We start from the raw sequence: 17,955 nt of genomic DNA, 5'->3' as shown, positions 1-17,955 counted from the left end.
GCTTCCAACAAGGCCCGGCCGATGCCGATGGGGTCAAGGCCAAAGTGCCGATAGAAGCGCGCGTCTTCTGTAGCAATAATTGCTTGCAACAGATGTTCCGGTACATCCCCTATGCTAATTACCTCGCGATTTTCCACAAAAATACGCGTGAGCAATGTCCCATCGCGGGCAAAGACAAGGCTCGCTTCTCTTTGCACGAATGGAGGTAACGCCAAGAAGGTATTTAACCCGAGAAACAGAATAGTAACAGCTGCAAGGGAAGCAAGAATTGCCGCCTGCGCATGTAGTTTGCGGGTCATAAGCATCACCACCAAGTGTAGGGTGCCCAAGAAAGGAGACCTCGAACAGTGACAGAGCTACTGGAACGTTTGCGTAGGGGCGACAAAGCGGCCTTTGAAGAAATGGTCAACAAGTATTGGGCGCTGGCAGGAAGCCGAGCCATCACACTTACTCGCTCGTGGCAAGACGCCGAAGACCTCGTACAGGAGTCCTTCGCGCGAGCGTGGGCGCGGGTGAGCGAGTTTCGCGGCGAATCCTCGTTTAGCACATGGCTCCTGCGCATCATGGAGAATCATCACGTCGATTTGCTGCGCAAAAAGAAGCGCACGCCTTCTGTCTCGCTCCAGACATTAGATCTGCGCGAACTGCTTAATCTGCGGCCACCCGCGTGGCTGGATGTAAGCGCGCTTGAGAAGAAGTGGGAATTGGAGGACATACGCAAGTGCATCGATAATGCCTTTAGCCGTCTGCCGGCCGCCTACAGGAAACTTATCGTGCAAAAGGACTTGCAGCGGTTGTCCTATGAAGAAATGGCGGGGCATATGGCCTGCTCGGTAGAATCCATCCGCTGCAAGCTTTACCGCGCGCGCAAGCAATTGCGCGTGGAACTGGCGCGGTTGCTCGGTCAGTACGGCGTGGTAATGTAAGGTCAACAGGGCGAAACGGGCTGCGCGATGGCGTAGCCCGTTCTTTGTTCTATGACTGCAGAAAACTTCTCATGCGACCTAGGCCGGTTTCGATATTCTCCATTGACGTCGCGTAAGAGAGGCGAATATAGTTGCGCGCACCAAAGCCGGAGCCCGGCACTACCGCCACGTATGCTTTTTCGAGCATGACACCTGCCAGCCTTACGTCGTCGAGGATTATTTCCTTGTCGTATGAGGCCCCGAGCAGCCCGGCAATATTGGCCATCACGTAGAACGCACCCTGCGGCATGCGGCAGGATACGCCGGGTAGTCCGTTAAGAAGCTCGACCATGCGGCGACGGCGGCGCTCAAATTCCTGCAGCATGACACTAACGGCCGCCTGCGAGCCGACAAGCGCCTCTACGCTGGCCTCCTGCGCGATAGAGTTTGGGTTAGAGGTTGCATGGCTTTGCAGGCTGCCCATGGCCGCCGCTAGGCCCGAATTGCTAGCGGTGTAGCCAATACGCCAGCCGGTCATGGCGTAAGCCTTAGACATGCCGTTTACCACAATGGTCAGCTCTTTGATGTCGGCACCGAATGAAGCAATGCTCACGTGTTTTGTCCCGTCGTAAATAAGCTTCTCGTAGATTTCATCGGAGATAACATAGATTTGGTGCTCTACACAGAGGTCCGCAATGACCTTTAGCTCGCTCGCCGTATAGACCATCCCAGTCGGATTGCTCGGAGAGTTAAGGATAAGCGCCTTAGTGCGCGGCGTGATGGCGGCACGCAGTTCCTCGGGGCGCACTTTAAAGTCTTCGTCTTCGCGGGTATCAAGGATTATGGGCGCGCCGCCGGCCATCTTGACCATCTCAGGGTAACTTACCCAGTAGGGCGCGGGGACAATGACTTCGTCGCCCGGGTCGCACAGAGCCAACAGAGCGTTATAGATGCTGTGTTTCGCGCCGTTAGACACTACGATCTGCGCCGGGCTGTAAGTAAGCTGGTTTTCCCTGCTTAGTTTCTGGCAAATAGCTTGGCGAAGTTTCTCCGTGCCGCTTGACGGCGTATAGCGCGTCTGCCCGGCCTCTATCGCGGCGATACCGGCTCTAGCAATATGGGCGGGGGTGTCAAAATCCGGTTCGCCCACACCAAAGTTAACCACTTTGATGCCTTGGGCCGCCATTTGCTTGGCTTTGGCGTCTATACTGAGTGTGACGGAAGGAGTAATGTTTAGCGCGCGTTCCGCGAGCTTTTTCATGAATAGGCCCCCTTAACTGCGTTTTGTATATTGTATTCTTCGTTCGTCGCAAGTTCCCTGCAGAGGGCCTTCCGCTTTTATCGCCGGCGAAAAAAGCCGCAAGATTTTGATATTGTCCCAATAACTGCTCGCTCAAAAAGTTGCGCCCCGGTTACGTTTATGCTAAAATCAGTGAAACGCAGCGCAGAAGCGAGTAGTGCGAGCATCTGTTCAGAGAGCTAGCGGTCGGTGCGAGCTAGTCAGTAAGTTTGCATGAAGTCCACTTCGAAGGCGGCGCGCGAGGAGCGCAGACGGTGACGCCGTTATAGTCCCAAGAGGCCGCAAGGCAAACTAGGGTGGTACCGCGAGATAACTCGCCCCTCACATTGGGGCGAGTTTTTGCTTTGGTGCGTAGGGGGAGTGCGCACTTGGCACTTAGCACTTCGTGGAGGACGAGCGCTGCTGGTTCCGGGCGCCTGGCGGCTGGCGCCCGCTAGCCCCACAAGAGACAAGCGACAATAACAAAAGGAGGCCCCAAAATGTTAGACGCAAAATTTATCCGCAACAATATGGCCAAAGTAGCAGCAGGTGTAGCGGCCAAAGGGGAGACTGCCGCGTTAGCGGAGTTTCAGGCCCTAGATGAAGCTCGTCGTCAAAAGATCACCGAGGTAGAGCAGCTTAAAGCCTATCGCAACAGCGTGACGCAGGAAATTGCCCGCCGCAGGCAGAACGGCGAAGAAACGTCGGCCTTACAGGAAGAGATGAAGGCGGCGGGGCAAAAGGTGAAGGACATCGACGCCGAGGTGAGCGCAACCGAGGCCGACTTAGAGGCCCTGCTGCTTCGCATTCCAAACTTGCCGGACAGCGATGTCCCTATCGGCAAAGACGATACGGAAAACGTCGAGATAAGGCGTGTCGGGGAGCCGCGGCGGTTTAGCAATCCTCCGAAGGCCCACTGGGACATCGGCATCGACCTCGACATTCTCGACTTCGAACGGGCGAGCAAAATCGCCGGCAGCCGCTTTGCCCTCTACCGCGGATTAGGAGCTAGGCTTGAGCGTGCCCTGATAAACTTCATGCTCGACTTGCATACGCGGGAACACGGCTATACCGAGGTGTTTCCACCTCTCTTGGTTAACTATGCCTGCATGCAGGGTACAGGTCAGTTCCCAAAATTCGTGGACGATGCCTTTAAGCTCGCCGAAAAAGACTTGTACTTAAACCCTACTGCCGAAGTCCCAGTTACAAACATGCACCGCGACGAAATTCTTGACGGCGCGTTGTTGCCGCTTTATTACACCGCTTACTGCCCGTCGTTCCGCGCGGAGGCAGGTGCCGCGGGCCGCGACACGCGGGGGCTTATCCGCATGCACCAGTTTAACAAAGTAGAACTCGTCAAATTTGTCGCGCCCGAGACGTCGGAGGACGAACTTCATACTCTGTTGCGCGACGCCTGCCGTGTGCTTGACTTGCTTGAGATTCCCTACCGCATTGTGCAGATGTGTACGGGCGATCTTGGTTTCGCTGCCGCCAAAAAATACGACATTGAACTGTGGCTACCAAGCTACAACCGGTATATGGAGATTTCGTCGTGCTCAAACTTCCGCGATTTTCAGGCGCGCCGGGCTAACATCAAGTACAGGCCGTCAGCCGGCAGCAAAGCGGAATACGTGCATACACTGAACGGTTCCGGACTCGCCGTAGATCGCCTTGTCGCAGCTGTGTTAGAAAACTATCAAAACGAAGACGGTTCTGTGACGGTGCCGGCGGTTCTTAAGCCATATATGCAAATTGAGCGCTTGGCAAAACAGCAAGAAAGTGCAAATTGACGACAACAAACATCGCTGATATACTGATTTGTGCTGCGGAGAGATGGCCGAGTGGTTTATGGCGCTAGTCTTGAAAACTAGTGACCCCGCAAGGGGCCGGGGGTTCGAATCCCTCTCTCTCCGCCACGAAGCAAAAGGAAGCAAAAGGGACGGAGCTTTTTGCTTCACTAGTACTTTGCACTTCGCACGTCGCACTTTGCACTTCGCACTTAGGAGAAACGGGGGATTGCCGGCTCCTAGCATACAAGAAGCAAGAGGGTCAACGTGTTGTAGGGACGTGCGTTCGCACGTCCGCGGACGTGCCGCAGGCACGTCCCTACGTTCACAGCTCAAAGCTCGCGGCTCTTACTTGTGATTTGTGATTTGCGTTTTGTGATTTGCGTTTCATGTGCTTCTTGCCGCAGGGTGAGGACTATGCTATATTAGATTGGCGCGGAGAGGTGGCCGAGTAGGTCGAAGGCGGTCGCCTGCTAAGCGATTATACGAGCTTTAAACTCGTATCGCGGGTTCGAATCCCGCCCTCTCCGCCATACGCGCGCCCGTAGCTCAGCTGGATAGAGTAACGGACTACGAATCCGGTGGTCGCAAGTTCGAATCTTGCCGGGCGCGCCATTTACATGCATCCGTAGCTCAGGGGATAGAGCAGCGGTTTCCTAAACCGCGTGTCGGGGGTTCGAGTCCCTCCGGGTGCACCACTGTGAGCTATGAGCTATGAGCTGTGAGGGGCTATCCGCTTTCCGCCTTGAGCTGCAAAGTCGCAAACTGCAGGCAATCATGAATCATGAATCGTGAATCGTGAATCATGAACTAGGGGGATGCGAGCACATCCCTGCTATCGACCGGCGCTAAGAGAGGAATCTAGCGATGGAGCATGAGTTTTTCATGCGCGAAGCAATCCGCGAGGCCCAAGCAGCCGCAGCCTTAGGGGAAACACCTGTAGGCGCGGTAGTTGTGCGCGCAGGGGAGATAGTCGGGCGCGGGCATAATCTGCGGGAAACCATTAAGGATCCTACGGCCCACGCCGAGATGATAGCCATTCGCCAGGCCAGTGAAACGCTAGGCGGCTGGAGGCTCATTGGCTGCACCCTCTACGTAACGCTTGAGCCCTGTATTATGTGCGCTGGTGCCATGGTCTTAGCGCGTCTACCCGCCCTCGTTTTTGGGGCGTTCGATCCGAAAGCAGGCGCGGTTGGCTCGGTCATGAATGTCTTGGCAGAAGCAAAATTTAATCATCAAGTAGCAGTCACCGGCGGCGTGCTCGCCCCCGAATGTGGTGCGCTGCTTACGAGTTTCTTTCAGGAGTTGCGGTTGCGCTCGGAGCGCCGTTAGCACGTAACCGTTTCAGTGGACGTGGGGCTGCTAGCTCCTAGCTCCTAGTAGAGTGAGAGTGCCCAGTGCCCAGTGCCCAGTAGAGCGTCTGGCGGCTCTTGTTTCTTGCCTCTTATTTCTTGCCTCTTGCACGGAGAGATGGCTGAGTGGTTTAAGGCATCCGCCTCGAAAGCGGAAGAACGGTTACCCGTTCCGTGAGTTCAAATCTCACTCTCTCCGCCACTTTTGAGCTATGAGCATTGAGCTATGAGCTGTGCGAGCGCAAGCTTCTGGCTCCTGGTAGAGGGCCCCACAAGCGACAAGGGACAAGCGACAAGGGACAAGTCAAACGACATTCTACAACAACACGGAGAGATGGCTGAGCTGGTCTAAGGCGCACGACTGGAAATCGTGTTCGGGCTTATACCCCGACGAGGGTTCGAATCCCTCTCTCTCCGCCATAAAACTAAAGATTAAGAGCCCTAGGGGACAACCCTCGGGGCTCTTTCATCTTTCCTAAGTTAGGACTTGGCTCGAACTTTTAGCCTTGGCGGCGTGGCCGCAGCGCGCAGCAGAGCTGCCTTGAGTAGCATAAATGTGCTATGGCTGATACAATAGACGCGGAGGTGTTCTGTGTGGCCAAGAAGATCGTGCTTCGCCAAATGGGGGGGTCTATCGGGGCGACTATCCCGAAGGAAATAGCCGAGCGTTTTCATCTTCACAAGGGCGATGCGGTTTATGTGTCGGAAACTGCTGAGGGGATACTCATTACTCCTTACGAGCCACGCTTTGATGAGGCCATGGCTGTTTACGAGAAAGGCGCAAGGCAGTATCGCAATGCTCTAAGAGAGCTAGCGAAGTAGGGTATGAAAGAACCGCGATGGTTAAGCAAAGCGGTTATCGAGGCCGTCCATCACAGGCAAGTGAGAGAGCACGGGGGGCACTTTGGAGTGCGGGATTCCCGTCTGCTCGAATCTGCACTAAGTCGGCCTGTTAACTACTGGCTACACGAGCCGACGGCAGATATTTTCACGCTGGCGGCTGTATTAGGGCACGGTCTCACCGGAAATCATAGTTTTATCGACGGGAACAAACGAGTGGGCCTGATGTCCATGTACGTGTTCCTTGGCCTTAACGGCTATGACTTAAACGCGCCGGAAGCCGAGGCGGTCGACGTAATGCTGCAGGTCGCGGCAGGAAGTATGTCAGAGCGAGCATTGGCCGAGTGGCTACGGCAGCATACCGTTCGGCTGGCCGGCTAGTTTCGTTTCTACGGAGGAAGTTAAGTCCATCACGCAAGCCCAGTAACAGGATGAACCGTGCGCGACATTAGCCTGCACTGAATGAGAGGGCCTCGAGGGACAGGAAAAGGGCTATCTCTATAGAATAGCCCTTACAGGCTCTATTTTGCAGGAAGGGCGATATACTCGAAAGGGAGGATTAAGATGTCTAAGCAATCCAAAAGCACTCCGGGGACTTGTTTTCAGTGCGGTAAGTCTGCTCTAAAAACTGCGATGAAGAACCACGTTCTCAAAAGCCATAACGACGGCGACGAACTATGCTATCTCATAAAAGCCGAGGGGATGCATGATAAGAACTATTGGCTGTTGTTCTCTCTGCCGCTTAGCACCACCTTAGCTGCGCTGGACAAGTTTCTACGTCAGATTTGGTGCGAGTGTTGCGGACATCTGAGCGCGTTTTGGAGAGATGGACACCAGCTTGGCGAGACAAGGAAAGTGTCCACGCTTTCGATTGGTGATAAACTGCAATACGAATATGATTTCGGCTCGACGACAGAGATATTACTTACCGTCCTTGACGAAATCTCCCGACCAAAACAACGCGAAAAGGTCTGTCTACTTGCGCGAAACAATCCGCATGGTCAAACCTGCGATACTTGTGGGGCACCCGCTACAGCTACCAACGCGTGGGAGTTTGAACTCCTGTGCGAGCAATGCTGCAGTAAAGCTCAGGACGAGGCGGCCGTTCTACCCATTGTCAATTCACCACGCTGCGGTGTGTGCGGGTATACCGGCGAACAGGACAGATGGACATCGCCCAACAGCACTCTTCCCCTTGGGCCCGAGAAAGTGGTAAAATAGCTCGTAGACAGAAATATCACTTCGGTACAAGCGGCAGAGAGAGGACTTAGTGGATGTTAGACTTTAGACCCCTGACGCTCGCGGACAAGAGCTGGATATCACCGATTCTGGCTGAGAGCGGGTACATGGGGAGCGAAGCAGCCTTTGGCACCTTGTACATATGGCAAGAGGCCTACGAGAAGAAGATCGCACGGCAAGACGACATGCTGTTCGGATGTTTTGGCAAGAATGCCTGCACTTATTTTTTCCCTTATGCCAAAGACATAAGACGAGCATTAGCCGCCCTGCTCGAAGACTGCGAAGCGGCGAACAAGCGCTTTCGCATGTGGGGCGTGACGGAGGAACAGGCCAGGCTAATGGAGGCCGCCTTTGCGGACACGTTTCACTTTCGCTTTTTGCGGGCTAACGCCGACTATCTTTACCACGCCGAGGACTTAATTGCCCTCGCCGGCAGGCGCTACCACCGCAAGCGCAACCACCTCACGCGCTTTAAGCGCATGTACGAGTTCACCTATGAAGACATCACTCCCGCCAATATCGCAGACTGCGAGAAAATTGAGCGGGAGTGGTTGTTGGGTACGGACAATCCTACGCTTGGCGGCCTAGAAAAAGAGAACTTTGCCCTCAAGCGCTCTTTAGACAGCTTTTCTGCCTTAGGCTTTAAGGGCGCACTAATCAGGATTGGCGATAAGCCGGTAGCTTTTACGCTCGGTGAAGAGATTAACCCGCGCGTGTTTGTCGTGCACTTTGAGAAAGCGCTTGATGGCTACGAAGGCCTTTATGCGGCCATCAACCAGATGTTTGCGGAGCGACAGCTCTATAGCTACGAGTACGTCAACCGCGAAGAAGACATGGGGATAGAGGGGCTGCGCAAGGCTAAGCTGTCGTACTACCCAGCGCAAATTTTAGAAAAGGCCGTCGTCACGCTCAAAGGGGCGGTGCCGGGTGACTAAAGAAATTCGCTTTGCCGACTGGTCGATGCGTGAGGAGATTACGTCCCTTTGGCAGAGCTGTTTTGCTGAGCGAAGGGAAGCCGTAGACCTCTTCTTTGCGTATCATTTTCATCCCACAGACACGCTAGTCCTTAAAGTAGACGGGCGCATAGTAGCTATGGTCCATATGCTACCGGGGGAAATCCTTACTGAGGCGGGCAGGCTACAAGCACACTACATTTATGCCGCCGCAACCGATAAAGCCTTGCGGGGGCAGGGTCTAATGGGGGAGCTAATGGCGCGGTCTGCCGCGGAAGGTACCGCGCGCGGCGACCACTACGCATTCTTGCTTCCGGCCGACACGGGGCTATATGATTTCTATGCCAAACATGGGTTTGACAAGTTCTTTAAGACGGCATTCTGTGAAATATCACGGCGGGAGCTCGAGAGAGCAGGTTGCGCGCCCGACAGAGTAGCCCCTACAGTAGATGTAACCCCCCGCGCGCTAAAAGAGACGCGCGACAGCTTCGTAGCAGTAAGCCCCGGGAGCGCGGTCTGGAGTGAGCAGGCGATTGATTTTGCCGTGCGGGTAACTAAGCTTTACGGTGGGCAATTGGTGACCGCGTGCTCTAATGGGCGTGTGGCATACGCCCTATGCTCGCCTGTGCATGCCGGGCAGTGCGAGGTGCTGGAGTTTGGCGCTTCTCCCCACGACGAAGCAGCCCTTTGTGCCGCCGTTTTGGACAGCGTGCCGGCAGAGCATTTCCGTTTTCGTCTGCCCGCCCACCGCACCTTGCTTGGACGCACCGGGCAGCCCGTTGACTTTGGCATGATTAAACCTCTGACTCCGCCCGCTGCGCGAAGCCTGCAGTTTGTGGCGTGTTCCACACCATACCTCGGTCTAACCCTCGACTAGGCTTACCAAAGAGCAATATGGCCGTCGGTGCGCGGTTCGGTGCCGCCGCAAAGTACGCCGTTAGCCGAGTCGCGCCAGATAATCTGCCCTCGCCCGAAACTAACGCTATCGACAGTGCGCTGCACGGCGTGCCCGCGGCGCAGTAAGGCTTCGGCGATGTGTTGCGGGAAGCTTGGCTCTACCTGTACGGTTCTGCCGCTTACCCACTGCCAGCGGGGAGCGTCTAGGGCTGCCTGCGGGTTCAAGTTAAAGTCAAGCATGTTCATTAAGACTTGCACGTGCGCCTGCGGCTGCATGTGCCCACCCATAATGCCAAAGGGACCGACCGCCGTCCCGCCCTTGGTAAGAAAGCCGGGGATTATGGTGTGGAAGGGGCGCTTGCCCGGCAGCAGAACGTTAGCGTGGGCCGGGTCAAGCGAAAAGCTGTGGCCGCGGTTTTGTAGCGATATGCCTGTACCTGGGATAACAACGCGCGCCCCAAACCCCATGTAGTTGCTCTGTATGTAAGAAACCATATTGCCGTCCCCATCGGCCGTCGCGAGGTACACCGTGCCGCCCCGCAGATCTAGTCCTGTGGTCGGTGTTAGGGCACCGCTGCTAATCTCGCTGCGGCGCTTAGCCGCATACGCAGGGCAGAGCAGATCCTCTGGCCTCACCTTCATCTGGCGTGGGTCGGTAATATGAGCGAGGCCGTCGGCAAAGGCGAGTTTGACGGCCTCAATTTGTCGGTGGTACATTTCGATGTTGTCGCGCTCCGGGAACTCGTACCCCGCGAGGATGTTTAGAGCCAACAACGCGACTAATCCCTGCCCATTGGGAGGCAGTTCCCAGACGTCATACCCGCGGTAGTTCACCCTAAGTGGCTTCACCCATTCGGGGTAGTATGACGCAAGGTCTGCCGCGCCGATGTATCCGCCGTGCTCGCGCGAAAAGCTGTCGATGCGTTCAGCTATTTCGCCCCGGTAAAACGACTCGGCGCCTGTTTCGGCTATGCTGGCGAGAGTTTTGGCGTGGTCAGGCGAGCGCCACACTTCGCCGACCGCCGGCGGGCGTCCCTGCGGAGCAAAGGTAGCGAGGTAAGCTTGGTGAACCGGGGCCGTGTGTTCTCGTAAGTCTTGCGCCAAGGCGTTCTTCCAACCGCGGGCAAGCATAGGTGAAAGCGGGAAACCGCGCGAGGCATACTCGATGGCCGGGGCAAGCACGGTCGTTAAGGGCAGCCTGCCAAAGCGGGATGACAACGCTGCCCACGCACCCGGGGCTCCCGGCACGGTGACGGGCGTTAGCCCAAACTTAGGCATTTCGGTTAGCCCGGCGGCCGTAAGTGTCGCGTGACTTAGGCTCTGCGGCGCAGGCCCGCTGGCGTTAAGTCCATGCAGCGCACCGTCTGCCCACACCAGCGCAAACGCATCGCTGCCGATACCGTTAGCGGTCGGCTCCACAACCGTCAGGCAGGCCGCTGTGGCAATAGCCGCGTCTATGGCATTGCCTCCCTGCCGCAGAATCTCTAGTCCTGCCTGCGCCGCCAAGGGGTGCCCGGTGGCCACCATGCCGCGACTCGCATACATGCACATGCGCTGTGACCTAGACGGGTAATAGTGTGGATCAAAGTACATAAACAGCCCTCCCCGAGCCAAGTGCTTCGTTTGTCGCAATTACGCTGTGTCTATATATTAACCGAACTGCAGGACGATGAGAAGGAGGGCAGGGGAGTGCGCAGGTTATGCCTGCGGTAAAAACCTATAGAGCGGGCTCGCTGGGCCAATTAAATCGCGCAGGCTGGCAATAGGTATCGGGAACTCGGGGATGCCTACATAGTAAGGAGTATACTCGTAAATCGCAAAGTAGATGACCAAGTCGTCTTCATGCAAAAAGTACGGCTGATTGGGCTTAATCGCGGTAAACTCTGTGATGAGAGGAATGTCGCGCTCTTTGATTTGGCGCTTAATTTCTTCGCTAATGGGCGTTATGTAGTCGACTCCGGGCTTAAAAAGCTCCGACAACAGGTAGTTGCGCCCCGTGCGGATGTTCATCGTCGCCGAATCTCGCAAAGCGAGGCCGTGCGCCGCACCTTTGCGGTAGGCGTACACCTCCATTATGAGGCTTAGAATCCCGTTCATGTTTAGCTTGGTGGTGTTGTCTCCCCACACATAGACATCGCGCTCGCTGTACGACTGTTGCCTGAGGAGCCTGCGCATTTTGCGGCGCAGGAGCAGGTTAATGCGTTCGGTAGCCCGGCGCCTTAGAGCCGTCACTTGGGGGTAAACGACGGCTCCTCCCAGCAGTTCATTTTCCATCGGACAAATACCCTCCTTTGCGGTAATGGTGTATTGTATTCCCGCCGCCACCGCACGGTGAGAGGAGCCCCGACGTTAGATGGAGAATTATAAGGCCTTAGTCACACAAGAAGGAGTGTTCGCAGTGAGAAAAAGGCAATGGGTCTTCCTCGCCATGGCGCTCGCGCTCACCGTTTTGACGGTAGCTTGCCAGCCGAAAGCGCCGGTAATCCTCGCCACCACAACCAGCACCGCCGATACCGGCCTCCTGGACGTGCTGGTGCCGCTGTTTCAACAGAGAACGGGATTCGAAGTTAAGACCGTAGCCGTCGGTACAGGACAGGCGTTGGCTATGGCTGAAAAGGGCGAGGCGGACGTGCTCTTGGTGCATTCACCTGCCGCCGAGATGAAGCTAATCGAGTCCGGCGCGGCCATTAACCGCCAGTACGTCATGTACAATGACTTTGTGATTGTCGGTCCGGCTGCCGACCCTGCCGGCGTTAAGGGCATGAGCGGAGGGCACGAGGCTTTACTGGCCATCATGCAAAGCGAAGCGACGTTTGTAAGTCGCGGCGACAACTCGGGTACGCACAAGAAGGAGCAGGAGCTCTGGAAGACAGCGGCCACTACGCCGACCGGCGCTTGGTATGTAGAGGCTGGGACAGGCATGGCGGCTACATTAGCCATAGCCGAGGACAAGCAAGCCTATGTGCTTACCGATAGAGGAACCTTCCTCGCACAAAAACAAAATCTCACTTTAGTTGTTCTGGTAGAAGGCGACCCGGCGCTAGAAAACCCGTACCATGTCATGCAGGTTAATCCGGCCCGCTTTACCCATGTCAATGCACGCGGCGCCAAACGCTTTGTGGAGTTTATGCTCTCGCGCGAAGTGCAAGAGATAATTAAAACGTTTGGCAAAGATAAATTTGGCCAACCGCTGTTCTTCCCGGGCGCACAATAGCCAATAAATGCAAGGGGCTTTTGCTTGATATTTAGCGACAAATAGGGCAGAATAAGACCACGCGACAAGTTTTGAGCTTGGCCGCGCTATGCGGGGAAGTAGCGGAGCCCTGAACCTGCAATCCGCTGTAGCAGGGCAGAAGCCTGTATTGCGGCTGGCATTTGTGGGGTTTGCCCCTGGCAAGTAGCGATGACAGTTGGGTCCGACGCAACATGAACCCATGAACCCCGTCAGGTCCGGAAGGAAGCAGCGGTAAGTGTGCAAGCGTGTGTGCCGTCGGGTAGCCTGATTCGAGTTAACTACTAGGGTTAGCGACCGGAAGTGTTAGTCAAAGACAGGGCGCGGCCGTAAATTTCCGCCGAGACAATTGTCTCGGCGGCTTGCTTTCACAAAGAGCAGGAAAACCTACCCCGGTGGGGAAGTAGTATTTGGGCGAAAGGGCAGGTGATTAGATGGCCTATCAGACGTTGTACCGGGAGTGGCGCCCGGCGCGCTTTAGCGAAGTATCGGGTCAGGACCACATCAAGCATACGCTAAGTAACATGCTACAGAGGTCCCGTGTGCCGCACGCTCTCCTCTTTACCGGCCCGCGCGGCACAGGCAAGACAACCATGGCTAAAATAATGGCGCGTGCCCTTAATTGCCAGCAGGGCGTTACCGCGGAGCCGTGTCTCGTCTGCCCCGCCTGCCTAGCTATCGCCACGGGGGCTTCCCTAGATGTAGTAGAGATAGATGCGGCGTCAAATCGCGGCATCGATGAAATTCGCGAACTGCGAGAACACGTTAAGTTCGCGCCGGTCGACCTGCGCACCAAAGTATACATAATCGATGAAGTTCACATGTTAACGACCGAGGCGTTTAACGCCCTCCTTAAGACCCTCGAGGAACCTCCGCCGCACGTCGTCTTTGTACTAGCTACGACTGAGCCGCACAAGCTCCCCGCGACCATAATTTCGCGCTGTCAGCGCTTTGACTTTCGCCGTTTAGCCACAAGTGCCGTTGTCGCTCGGCTGACACAGGTGGCAACCGCTAACGGCGTAAAGCTGACGGCTTCTGCCGCACACGAGATTGCGCAGCACGCCTCCGGCAGTATGCGCGATGCGTTAGGGCTTTATGAGCAGTGTGCGGCCTTTGTCGACGGTGAGATTGACGCGGATGCCGTCCGCGCTGTTACGGGGGCTGTCCCGAGCACCGTCTATACTGAGCTACTCGGGGCCCTTGCCGCAGGTGATTTGGCGTCTTGCTTGCAGCAGCTTCACCGCGAATTGACGGGCGGGCGAGAGACAGGTCAGTATCTTGCGTCGTATATTGCGGTGTTACGGCAGGTGCTCTTGGCAGCTCACTCACCGCGCACCTTTGCGGAAAGCGGCTATGAAGGCGAGCAGCGGGAAGCTTTTTCGCGCCTCACGCAAAAACTCACACCACACCTTGCGGGCTTAATTGACGTTGCCCTGCAAACCGAGAACGACATGCGCTACGGCGGGCACCCGCGGCTACATTTGGAGCTAATGCTCGTTAAGCAGTGGCAAGCCATGCATCCCCTAGGGCAGGCGCAACCGAGCGCCCCCTTGCCTAAGGCTCCCACTGCGTTTGCCGATACTTCTAGAGCATTGCCTAAGACTGACGTGCCCAAGGCAGACAGGGTCGAGATACAAGCCGACGCCCCTAAGGCCGAGATTTCCCAGTTACTTAAGGCTTGGCCTGAAGTGCAGCGCCTCGTCAAGCAGAAAGCCCCTCTAACCGGCGCAACGATGGGGGCGGTTTCTCCGCTGCGACTAGAGGGTGACATCGTTGTTTTGCAGATGAACGAGGCTAACGTACATACGTTTAAGCGGCTCAGCCAACCGGTTGACCTTGGACATATCGCTAAAGCGTTCTCGCAAGTGCTCGGCAGAGCGGTGGAGATTAAGCTAATTATGCCCGACGGGAGCGGCACTTCTGTATCGTCGCCGAACGCCAGCGAAAGCCGCGTGCAGCAGGTCATCGAGATATTCGATGGGACTATCGTTAAGACTAAAGAGTAGTAGGAGGCAAAATAATGACAAACATGAAAGACATGATGAAAGCGGCGCAAAAGATGCAGGAGCGTGTTCACAAGCTGCAGGAAGAGTTAAATTCACGCACTGTCGAAGCTACGAGCGGCGGCGGCACGGTTACGGCGGTAGTCACAGGTGCCAAGTCGCTGCAGAAGATTACCATTAAGCCTGCCGCTGTTGACCCAGAGGACGTAGAAATGCTCGAGGACCTCATCCTTGTGGCGGTAAACGAAGCCCTGCGCAAGGCCGAAGACATGGTCAACGCCGAAATGAGCAAGGTTACCGCGGGGCTCAACTTGCCGCGCGGCATGTTCTAGGTCTTCTGTGCTGAGTTTTCCTCCTCCTATCCAGAAGCTTATTGCCGAGCTATCGCGCTTGCCCGGAATCGGCCCTAAGACAGCTCAGCGACTGGCGTTCTTTCTGTTGTCCCAGGACAGAGCGGCCTTAGCGGAGCTAGCGGGGGCGATACTGGCAGCTAAAGACAAGATTCGCTACTGCAGCACTTGCAGCAACTTAGCGGAAGAGGCCGCCTGCCCAATTTGCCGCGAGAGCTCAAGGCGTCACGACGTGGTCTGTGTGGTGCAAGACCCCCGCGATGTAGCGGCCATTGAGCGCACGCACGACTTTAAGGGGCTCTACCACGTTTTACACGGCGCTATCTCTCCTATGGACGGGATTGGGCCGGAGCAGCTCAAGATCAAGGAACTTCTAGGACGCCTAAGCGGCGGCACAGTGCAGGAGATGATTATCGCCACTAACCCCAACATCGAGGGCGAGGCGACTGCCCTCTACTTAGCGCGCCTAATTAAACCCCTCGGAATTAAAGTGACGCGGCTCGCCCATGGTCTGCCGGTTGGCGGCGACCTCGAATATGCGGACGAGCTGACGCTCGCCCGCGCCTTAGAAAACCGCCGCGAAATGTAGCGTGTAAAAGTCGTTTATCACTGCGAATTTTCGGCCATACTTCTTCTATAAGATAATTGTAGGAGGAGTACCGAAGTGAACAGTGTGCTCGCGAGCGTCATTGCCACAGTCGGCACGCGACTTAACCTTGTGCAAGAAGTCGTCGAGAGCCAACCGGGCGACCCCGAGCTCCTAGCCCTCGTGGAAGAAGCGCGCCGGGAGTGGGAGGATGCACGAGGCTACTTCAATAGCGTGTCTGACCCAGACCTAATCGACCATGCCGTCTACGTAAACCAAGCTGCCGAGAAGCGATTCATGTATTTGCTGAAACAAGCGCGTAGCCAAGGCATCCAGTCAAGCTCCCTTCTCCCCCGTCCGCAGGCATGACAAAAGTCACGCACGCATAAGCTCTAGCGAGGGGGAGTCGGTCATGCAGGGTCTTTTGGAACATCTTAATATCAACACTGCCTTAGCCGGTCTCTTTGTGCTGGCCATGGTCTATGTGCTGGCAAGGGCGTTAGTTATACCTGCTAAGTTTGCTTTGCGCGTGGGGCTGATTACGGTTTCGGGGGCCCTGCTGCTACTTGTCTCTAACATTGCATTGCAGGTAGTCGACGTTTTCGTTCCCATTAACCCTTTTACCGTGCTCCTGACAGGGTACCTTGGGCCGCCCGGTCTGTTAGCGCTCTATCTGATTCAGTTGTTCTTGGCTTTCTAGGCGTGAGTTCTGCCAAGCACCGCGATTACTCGCGGTGCTTTTTTAAGTACGTTAACGCGGTTTCCGCCAGCACGGCCATGCCCACAGGTATGGCGTCCTCGTCAAAGTTGAACTTCGGGTGATGGATTACGTAATCGCATTGCTTAGCGCTATTGGTGGCCCCCAGCATAAAGAAGCAAGCAGGGACTTTTTCAGCGAAGTAGCTAAAGTCTTCGCCGCCCATAGTCGGGTAGGGAGCGCGAAAGACATTAGCGGTGCCGAGAACCTCTTGGGCCACGGTTTCAACTAGCGCAGCCATGGAATCATCGTTGTGTAGTGAGGGATAGCCCTCGGTATAGGAGAAAGCATAGGTAGAGCGGAAGCTGTCGCAGACGCCTTTCACGATACGCTCGATTCGTTCCGGCATGGAGCGGCGTATTTCTGGGGATAATGTGCGCACGGTACCTGTAAGCGTAACCTCATCGGCGATGACGTTTTCGCGGTAGCCGCCGTGCACGGTGCCAAGCGAGAGCACAACAGAGGCCACCGGGTCAATTTCGCGGCTGACAATGCTCTGTAGCGCCACAATCAGATGACCTGCCGTCACGATGGCGTCAATCGCGCCGTGAGGGTGACCGCCGTGACCACCTTTGCCCTTTACTACTATTTCAATGTTATCTGGTGCGGCACAGGCGGCACCGTAGCGCACAGCTATCTGTCCCGCAGTGTATTGTACCGTACCTATATGTAGCCCCAGCATGGCGTGTACGGTCGGGTTATCAAGCACTCCCGCCTCAATCATCGGTAGCGCTCCCCCCGGACCTTCTTCTGCCGGTTGAAATATAAACTTTACATTGCCCGGGATGTCTTTGAGTTCGCTGAGAAGCTTGGCCGTGCCCAGCAATATGGCGGTGTGCCCATCATGCCCGCAGGCGTGCATTATCCCAGGTGTTTTGGACGTGTAGTCGTGTTCAGCCTGCTCGGTAACCGTAAGTGCATCCATATCAGCGCGTATGGCGATAGTCCGGCCGGGCGAGTTTCCCCTGAGTGTGGCCACCACACCTGTTCCGGCAACGATTTGCGGCGTTAAGCCATGCTGCTCTAGATAGTTAAACACTAACTGCGAAGTGCGGTGTTCGGCAAAACCAACCTCGGGATGTTGATGAATGTCCCGCCGAATGTCGACTAGCTCCGGGGCCAAAACCTTCGCGCGCTCAAGCAGTGTCGGCACTAAATACTCCTCCGTTCGCTTCTAGATTTATATTGAAACTAGAATATCACGAAAGCAGAGAGACGGCAAAATGGATAAAATTAGCCGTTGCGCAGTCTCTTTGCGCGTGCTATATTAGTCAAGCGTCGCGAGCAGCGCGTCATATCTAATGAGACTCGCAAATTTTGTGACTCAGGTGCTTGACGAGAGACGGTAGAAGTGATAATATAAATTTCGCCTCTATTGAGTGGCGCAACACGAATCCTTGATCCTTGAAAACTGAACAATGCAGGCGCAATTGGGAGATGAGAGCTGTGAGCTTTAAGCTGTGAGCTGAGATGCCCGGATTGCGCGTAAGGATGAAATTAAACAAAACCTCGTTTCTTTGAAATTAAGCGAGCCAAATCGCTTTCTGAAATTTTTTCGGAGAGTTTGATCCTGGCTCAGGACGAACGCTGGCGGCATGCCTAATACATGCAAGTCGAACGAACTAGAGGTTAGAGATTAGAGGTTAGAAGTTAGACGCAGGAGTTTTCCTCGTTCTAACATCTGACTTCCAACCTCTAACTTCTAGTTAGTGGCGGACGGGTGAGTAACGCGTGGGCAACCTGCCCCAAAGCTCGGGATAACACTCCGAAAGGAG

General features: G+C 55.5%; 19 protein-coding genes, 6 tRNA genes, 1 rRNA gene, 1 other RNA gene and 1 other annotated feature. Of the genes, 22 read left to right on the top strand and 5 right to left on the bottom strand.

Annotated elements, in window-relative coordinates:
* Positions 1-299, bottom strand: a 299-nt coding sequence (locus tag KGZ66_09455) for a transglycosylase domain-containing protein (protein MBS3985805.1), incomplete at its 3' end; no start/stop codon positions are given.
* A gap of 48 nt (positions 300-347) precedes the next feature.
* Here KGZ66_09455 and KGZ66_09450 point away from each other — a divergent pair.
* On the top strand, positions 348-926 hold the full coding sequence (locus KGZ66_09450) for a sigma-70 family RNA polymerase sigma factor (GenBank protein ID MBS3985804.1): 579 nt from the start codon (positions 348-350) through the stop codon (positions 924-926).
* Positions 927-975: 49 nt separating this feature from the next.
* Here KGZ66_09450 and KGZ66_09445 read toward each other — a convergent pair whose 3' ends face one another.
* Positions 976-2,166, bottom strand: coding sequence for a pyridoxal phosphate-dependent aminotransferase (locus KGZ66_09445; GenBank protein ID MBS3985803.1), 1,191 nt, complete (start codon positions 2,164-2,166; stop codon positions 976-978).
* A 172-nt stretch (positions 2,167-2,338) separates the two neighbouring features.
* Positions 2,339-2,530 (top strand) — a binding site (T-box leader).
* Positions 2,531-2,684: 154 nt separating this feature from the next.
* Between KGZ66_09445 and serS the strand changes: the two genes are divergently transcribed.
* The 13 genes from serS (at position 2,685) to KGZ66_09380 (ending at position 9,232) form a co-directional block, all read left to right on the top strand.
* Positions 2,685-3,974, top strand: a complete 1,290-nt coding sequence (serS, locus tag KGZ66_09440) for a serine--tRNA ligase (GenBank protein ID MBS3985802.1) — start codon at positions 2,685-2,687, stop codon at positions 3,972-3,974.
* 37 nt (positions 3,975-4,011) lie between these two features.
* Positions 4,012-4,100, top strand: a tRNA-Ser gene (locus KGZ66_09435).
* Positions 4,101-4,408: 308 nt separating this feature from the next.
* Positions 4,409-4,504: transfer RNA gene (locus KGZ66_09430), tRNA-Ser, on the top strand.
* Positions 4,505-4,509: 5 nt separating this feature from the next.
* Positions 4,510-4,586, top strand: a tRNA-Arg gene (locus KGZ66_09425).
* A gap of 7 nt (positions 4,587-4,593) precedes the next feature.
* A tRNA-Arg gene (locus KGZ66_09420) sits at positions 4,594-4,669 on the top strand.
* 169 nt (positions 4,670-4,838) lie between these two features.
* Positions 4,839-5,303 carry a tRNA adenosine(34) deaminase TadA gene (gene tadA, locus KGZ66_09415; GenBank protein ID MBS3985801.1) on the top strand — a complete coding sequence of 155 codons (465 nt, stop codon included), beginning with the start codon at positions 4,839-4,841 and terminating at the stop codon, positions 5,301-5,303.
* Positions 5,304-5,435: 132 nt separating this feature from the next.
* Positions 5,436-5,525 (top strand) — tRNA-Ser (locus KGZ66_09410).
* 126 nt (positions 5,526-5,651) lie between these two features.
* Positions 5,652-5,743: transfer RNA gene (locus tag KGZ66_09405), tRNA-Ser, on the top strand.
* A 174-nt stretch (positions 5,744-5,917) separates the two neighbouring features.
* Positions 5,918-6,145 (top strand): AbrB/MazE/SpoVT family DNA-binding domain-containing protein, encoded by a 228-nt coding sequence (locus tag KGZ66_09400; GenBank protein ID MBS3985800.1) that lies wholly within the window; start codon positions 5,918-5,920, stop codon positions 6,143-6,145.
* Positions 6,146-6,148: 3 nt separating this feature from the next.
* Positions 6,149-6,544, top strand: coding sequence for a type II toxin-antitoxin system death-on-curing family toxin (locus KGZ66_09395; protein ID MBS3985799.1), 396 nt, complete (start codon positions 6,149-6,151; stop codon positions 6,542-6,544).
* A 183-nt stretch (positions 6,545-6,727) separates the two neighbouring features.
* A complete protein-coding gene (locus KGZ66_09390) occupies positions 6,728-7,384 on the top strand; it encodes a hypothetical protein (protein ID MBS3985798.1) in 657 nt (218 codons plus the stop codon).
* A gap of 53 nt (positions 7,385-7,437) precedes the next feature.
* Positions 7,438-8,337, top strand: coding sequence for a DUF2156 domain-containing protein (locus KGZ66_09385; protein MBS3985797.1), 900 nt, complete (start codon positions 7,438-7,440; stop codon positions 8,335-8,337).
* Positions 8,330-9,232 (top strand): GNAT family N-acetyltransferase, encoded by a 903-nt coding sequence (locus tag KGZ66_09380; GenBank protein ID MBS3985796.1) that lies wholly within the window; start codon positions 8,330-8,332, stop codon positions 9,230-9,232. Before KGZ66_09385 ends, KGZ66_09380 begins: the two co-directional genes overlap by 8 nt.
* 2 nt (positions 9,233-9,234) lie before the next feature.
* Here the strand turns inward: KGZ66_09380 and KGZ66_09375 are convergent, their stop codons facing one another.
* A complete protein-coding gene (locus KGZ66_09375) occupies positions 9,235-10,845 on the bottom strand; it encodes a gamma-glutamyltransferase family protein (GenBank protein MBS3985795.1) in 1,611 nt (536 codons plus the stop codon).
* Positions 10,846-10,950: 105 nt separating this feature from the next.
* Positions 10,951-11,526 (bottom strand): DUF3298 domain-containing protein, encoded by a 576-nt coding sequence (locus tag KGZ66_09370; protein ID MBS3985794.1) that lies wholly within the window; start codon positions 11,524-11,526, stop codon positions 10,951-10,953.
* 124 nt (positions 11,527-11,650) lie between these two features.
* Here KGZ66_09370 and KGZ66_09365 point away from each other — a divergent pair, with 124 nt between their 5' ends.
* The 7 genes from KGZ66_09365 (at position 11,651) to KGZ66_09335 (ending at position 16,123) form a co-directional block, all read left to right on the top strand.
* Positions 11,651-12,466 (top strand): substrate-binding domain-containing protein, encoded by an 816-nt coding sequence (locus KGZ66_09365; protein ID MBS3985793.1) that lies wholly within the window; start codon positions 11,651-11,653, stop codon positions 12,464-12,466.
* An 81-nt stretch (positions 12,467-12,547) separates the two neighbouring features.
* An RNA gene (gene ffs / locus KGZ66_09360) (signal recognition particle sRNA large type) lies at positions 12,548-12,811 on the top strand.
* 107 nt (positions 12,812-12,918) lie between these two features.
* Positions 12,919-14,490 carry a DNA polymerase III subunit gamma/tau gene (gene dnaX, locus KGZ66_09355; protein ID MBS3985792.1) on the top strand — a complete coding sequence of 524 codons (1,572 nt, stop codon included), beginning with the start codon at positions 12,919-12,921 and terminating at the stop codon, positions 14,488-14,490.
* A gap of 14 nt (positions 14,491-14,504) precedes the next feature.
* The gene (locus KGZ66_09350; GenBank protein MBS3985791.1) at positions 14,505-14,819 is read left to right on the top strand and encodes a YbaB/EbfC family nucleoid-associated protein; all 315 of its coding nucleotides are present in this window, start codon (positions 14,505-14,507) and stop codon (positions 14,817-14,819) included.
* A 10-nt stretch (positions 14,820-14,829) separates the two neighbouring features.
* A complete protein-coding gene (recR, locus tag KGZ66_09345; protein ID MBS3985790.1) occupies positions 14,830-15,426 on the top strand; it encodes a recombination mediator RecR in 597 nt (198 codons plus the stop codon).
* Positions 15,427-15,510: 84 nt separating this feature from the next.
* Positions 15,511-15,792 (top strand): YaaL family protein, encoded by a 282-nt coding sequence (locus KGZ66_09340; GenBank protein ID MBS3985789.1) that lies wholly within the window; start codon positions 15,511-15,513, stop codon positions 15,790-15,792.
* A 43-nt stretch (positions 15,793-15,835) separates the two neighbouring features.
* Positions 15,836-16,123, top strand: a complete 288-nt coding sequence (locus tag KGZ66_09335) for a pro-sigmaK processing inhibitor BofA family protein (protein ID MBS3985788.1) — start codon at positions 15,836-15,838, stop codon at positions 16,121-16,123.
* 25 nt (positions 16,124-16,148) lie between these two features.
* Here the strand turns inward: KGZ66_09335 and KGZ66_09330 are convergent, their stop codons facing one another.
* Positions 16,149-17,324, bottom strand: a complete 1,176-nt coding sequence (locus tag KGZ66_09330; protein ID MBS3985787.1) for an amidohydrolase — start codon at positions 17,322-17,324, stop codon at positions 16,149-16,151.
* Positions 17,325-17,732: 408 nt separating this feature from the next.
* On the opposite strand from KGZ66_09330, the gene KGZ66_09325 reads away from it, so the two are divergent.
* A 16S ribosomal RNA gene (locus KGZ66_09325) occupies positions 17,733-17,955 on the top strand; the annotation flags it as partial.

This window comes from Selenomonadales bacterium (assembly GCA_018335585.1).
Lineage (GTDB): Bacteria > Bacillota > UBA994 > UBA994 > UBA994 > UBA994.
This window is presented reverse-complemented; position numbering and strand designations above follow the sequence as displayed.

What these genes read in the sequence shown, in the direction of transcription:
- KGZ66_09395 (MBS3985799.1), top strand. Translation starts at nt 6,149, where the DNA reads ATGAAAGAACCGCGATGGTTAAGCAAAGCGGTTATCGAGGCCGTCCAT.
- KGZ66_09350 (MBS3985791.1), top strand. Translation starts at nt 14,505, where the DNA reads ATGACAAACATGAAAGACATGATGAAAGCGGCGCAAAAGATGCAGGAG.
- dnaX (MBS3985792.1), top strand. Translation starts at nt 12,919, where the DNA reads ATGGCCTATCAGACGTTGTACCGGGAGTGGCGCCCGGCGCGCTTTAGC.
- KGZ66_09385 (MBS3985797.1), top strand. Translation starts at nt 7,438, where the DNA reads ATGTTAGACTTTAGACCCCTGACGCTCGCGGACAAGAGCTGGATATCA.
- serS (MBS3985802.1), top strand. Translation starts at nt 2,685, where the DNA reads ATGTTAGACGCAAAATTTATCCGCAACAATATGGCCAAAGTAGCAGCA.
- KGZ66_09375 (MBS3985795.1), bottom strand. Translation starts at nt 10,845, where the DNA reads ATGTACTTTGATCCACACTATTACCCGTCTAGGTCACAGCGCATGTGC.
- KGZ66_09390 (MBS3985798.1), top strand. Translation starts at nt 6,728, where the DNA reads ATGTCTAAGCAATCCAAAAGCACTCCGGGGACTTGTTTTCAGTGCGGT.
- KGZ66_09370 (MBS3985794.1), bottom strand. Translation starts at nt 11,526, where the DNA reads ATGGAAAATGAACTGCTGGGAGGAGCCGTCGTTTACCCCCAAGTGACG.
- KGZ66_09335 (MBS3985788.1), top strand. Translation starts at nt 15,836, where the DNA reads ATGCAGGGTCTTTTGGAACATCTTAATATCAACACTGCCTTAGCCGGT.
- tadA (MBS3985801.1), top strand. Translation starts at nt 4,839, where the DNA reads ATGGAGCATGAGTTTTTCATGCGCGAAGCAATCCGCGAGGCCCAAGCA.
- KGZ66_09445 (MBS3985803.1), bottom strand. Translation starts at nt 2,166, where the DNA reads ATGAAAAAGCTCGCGGAACGCGCGCTAAACATTACTCCTTCCGTCACA.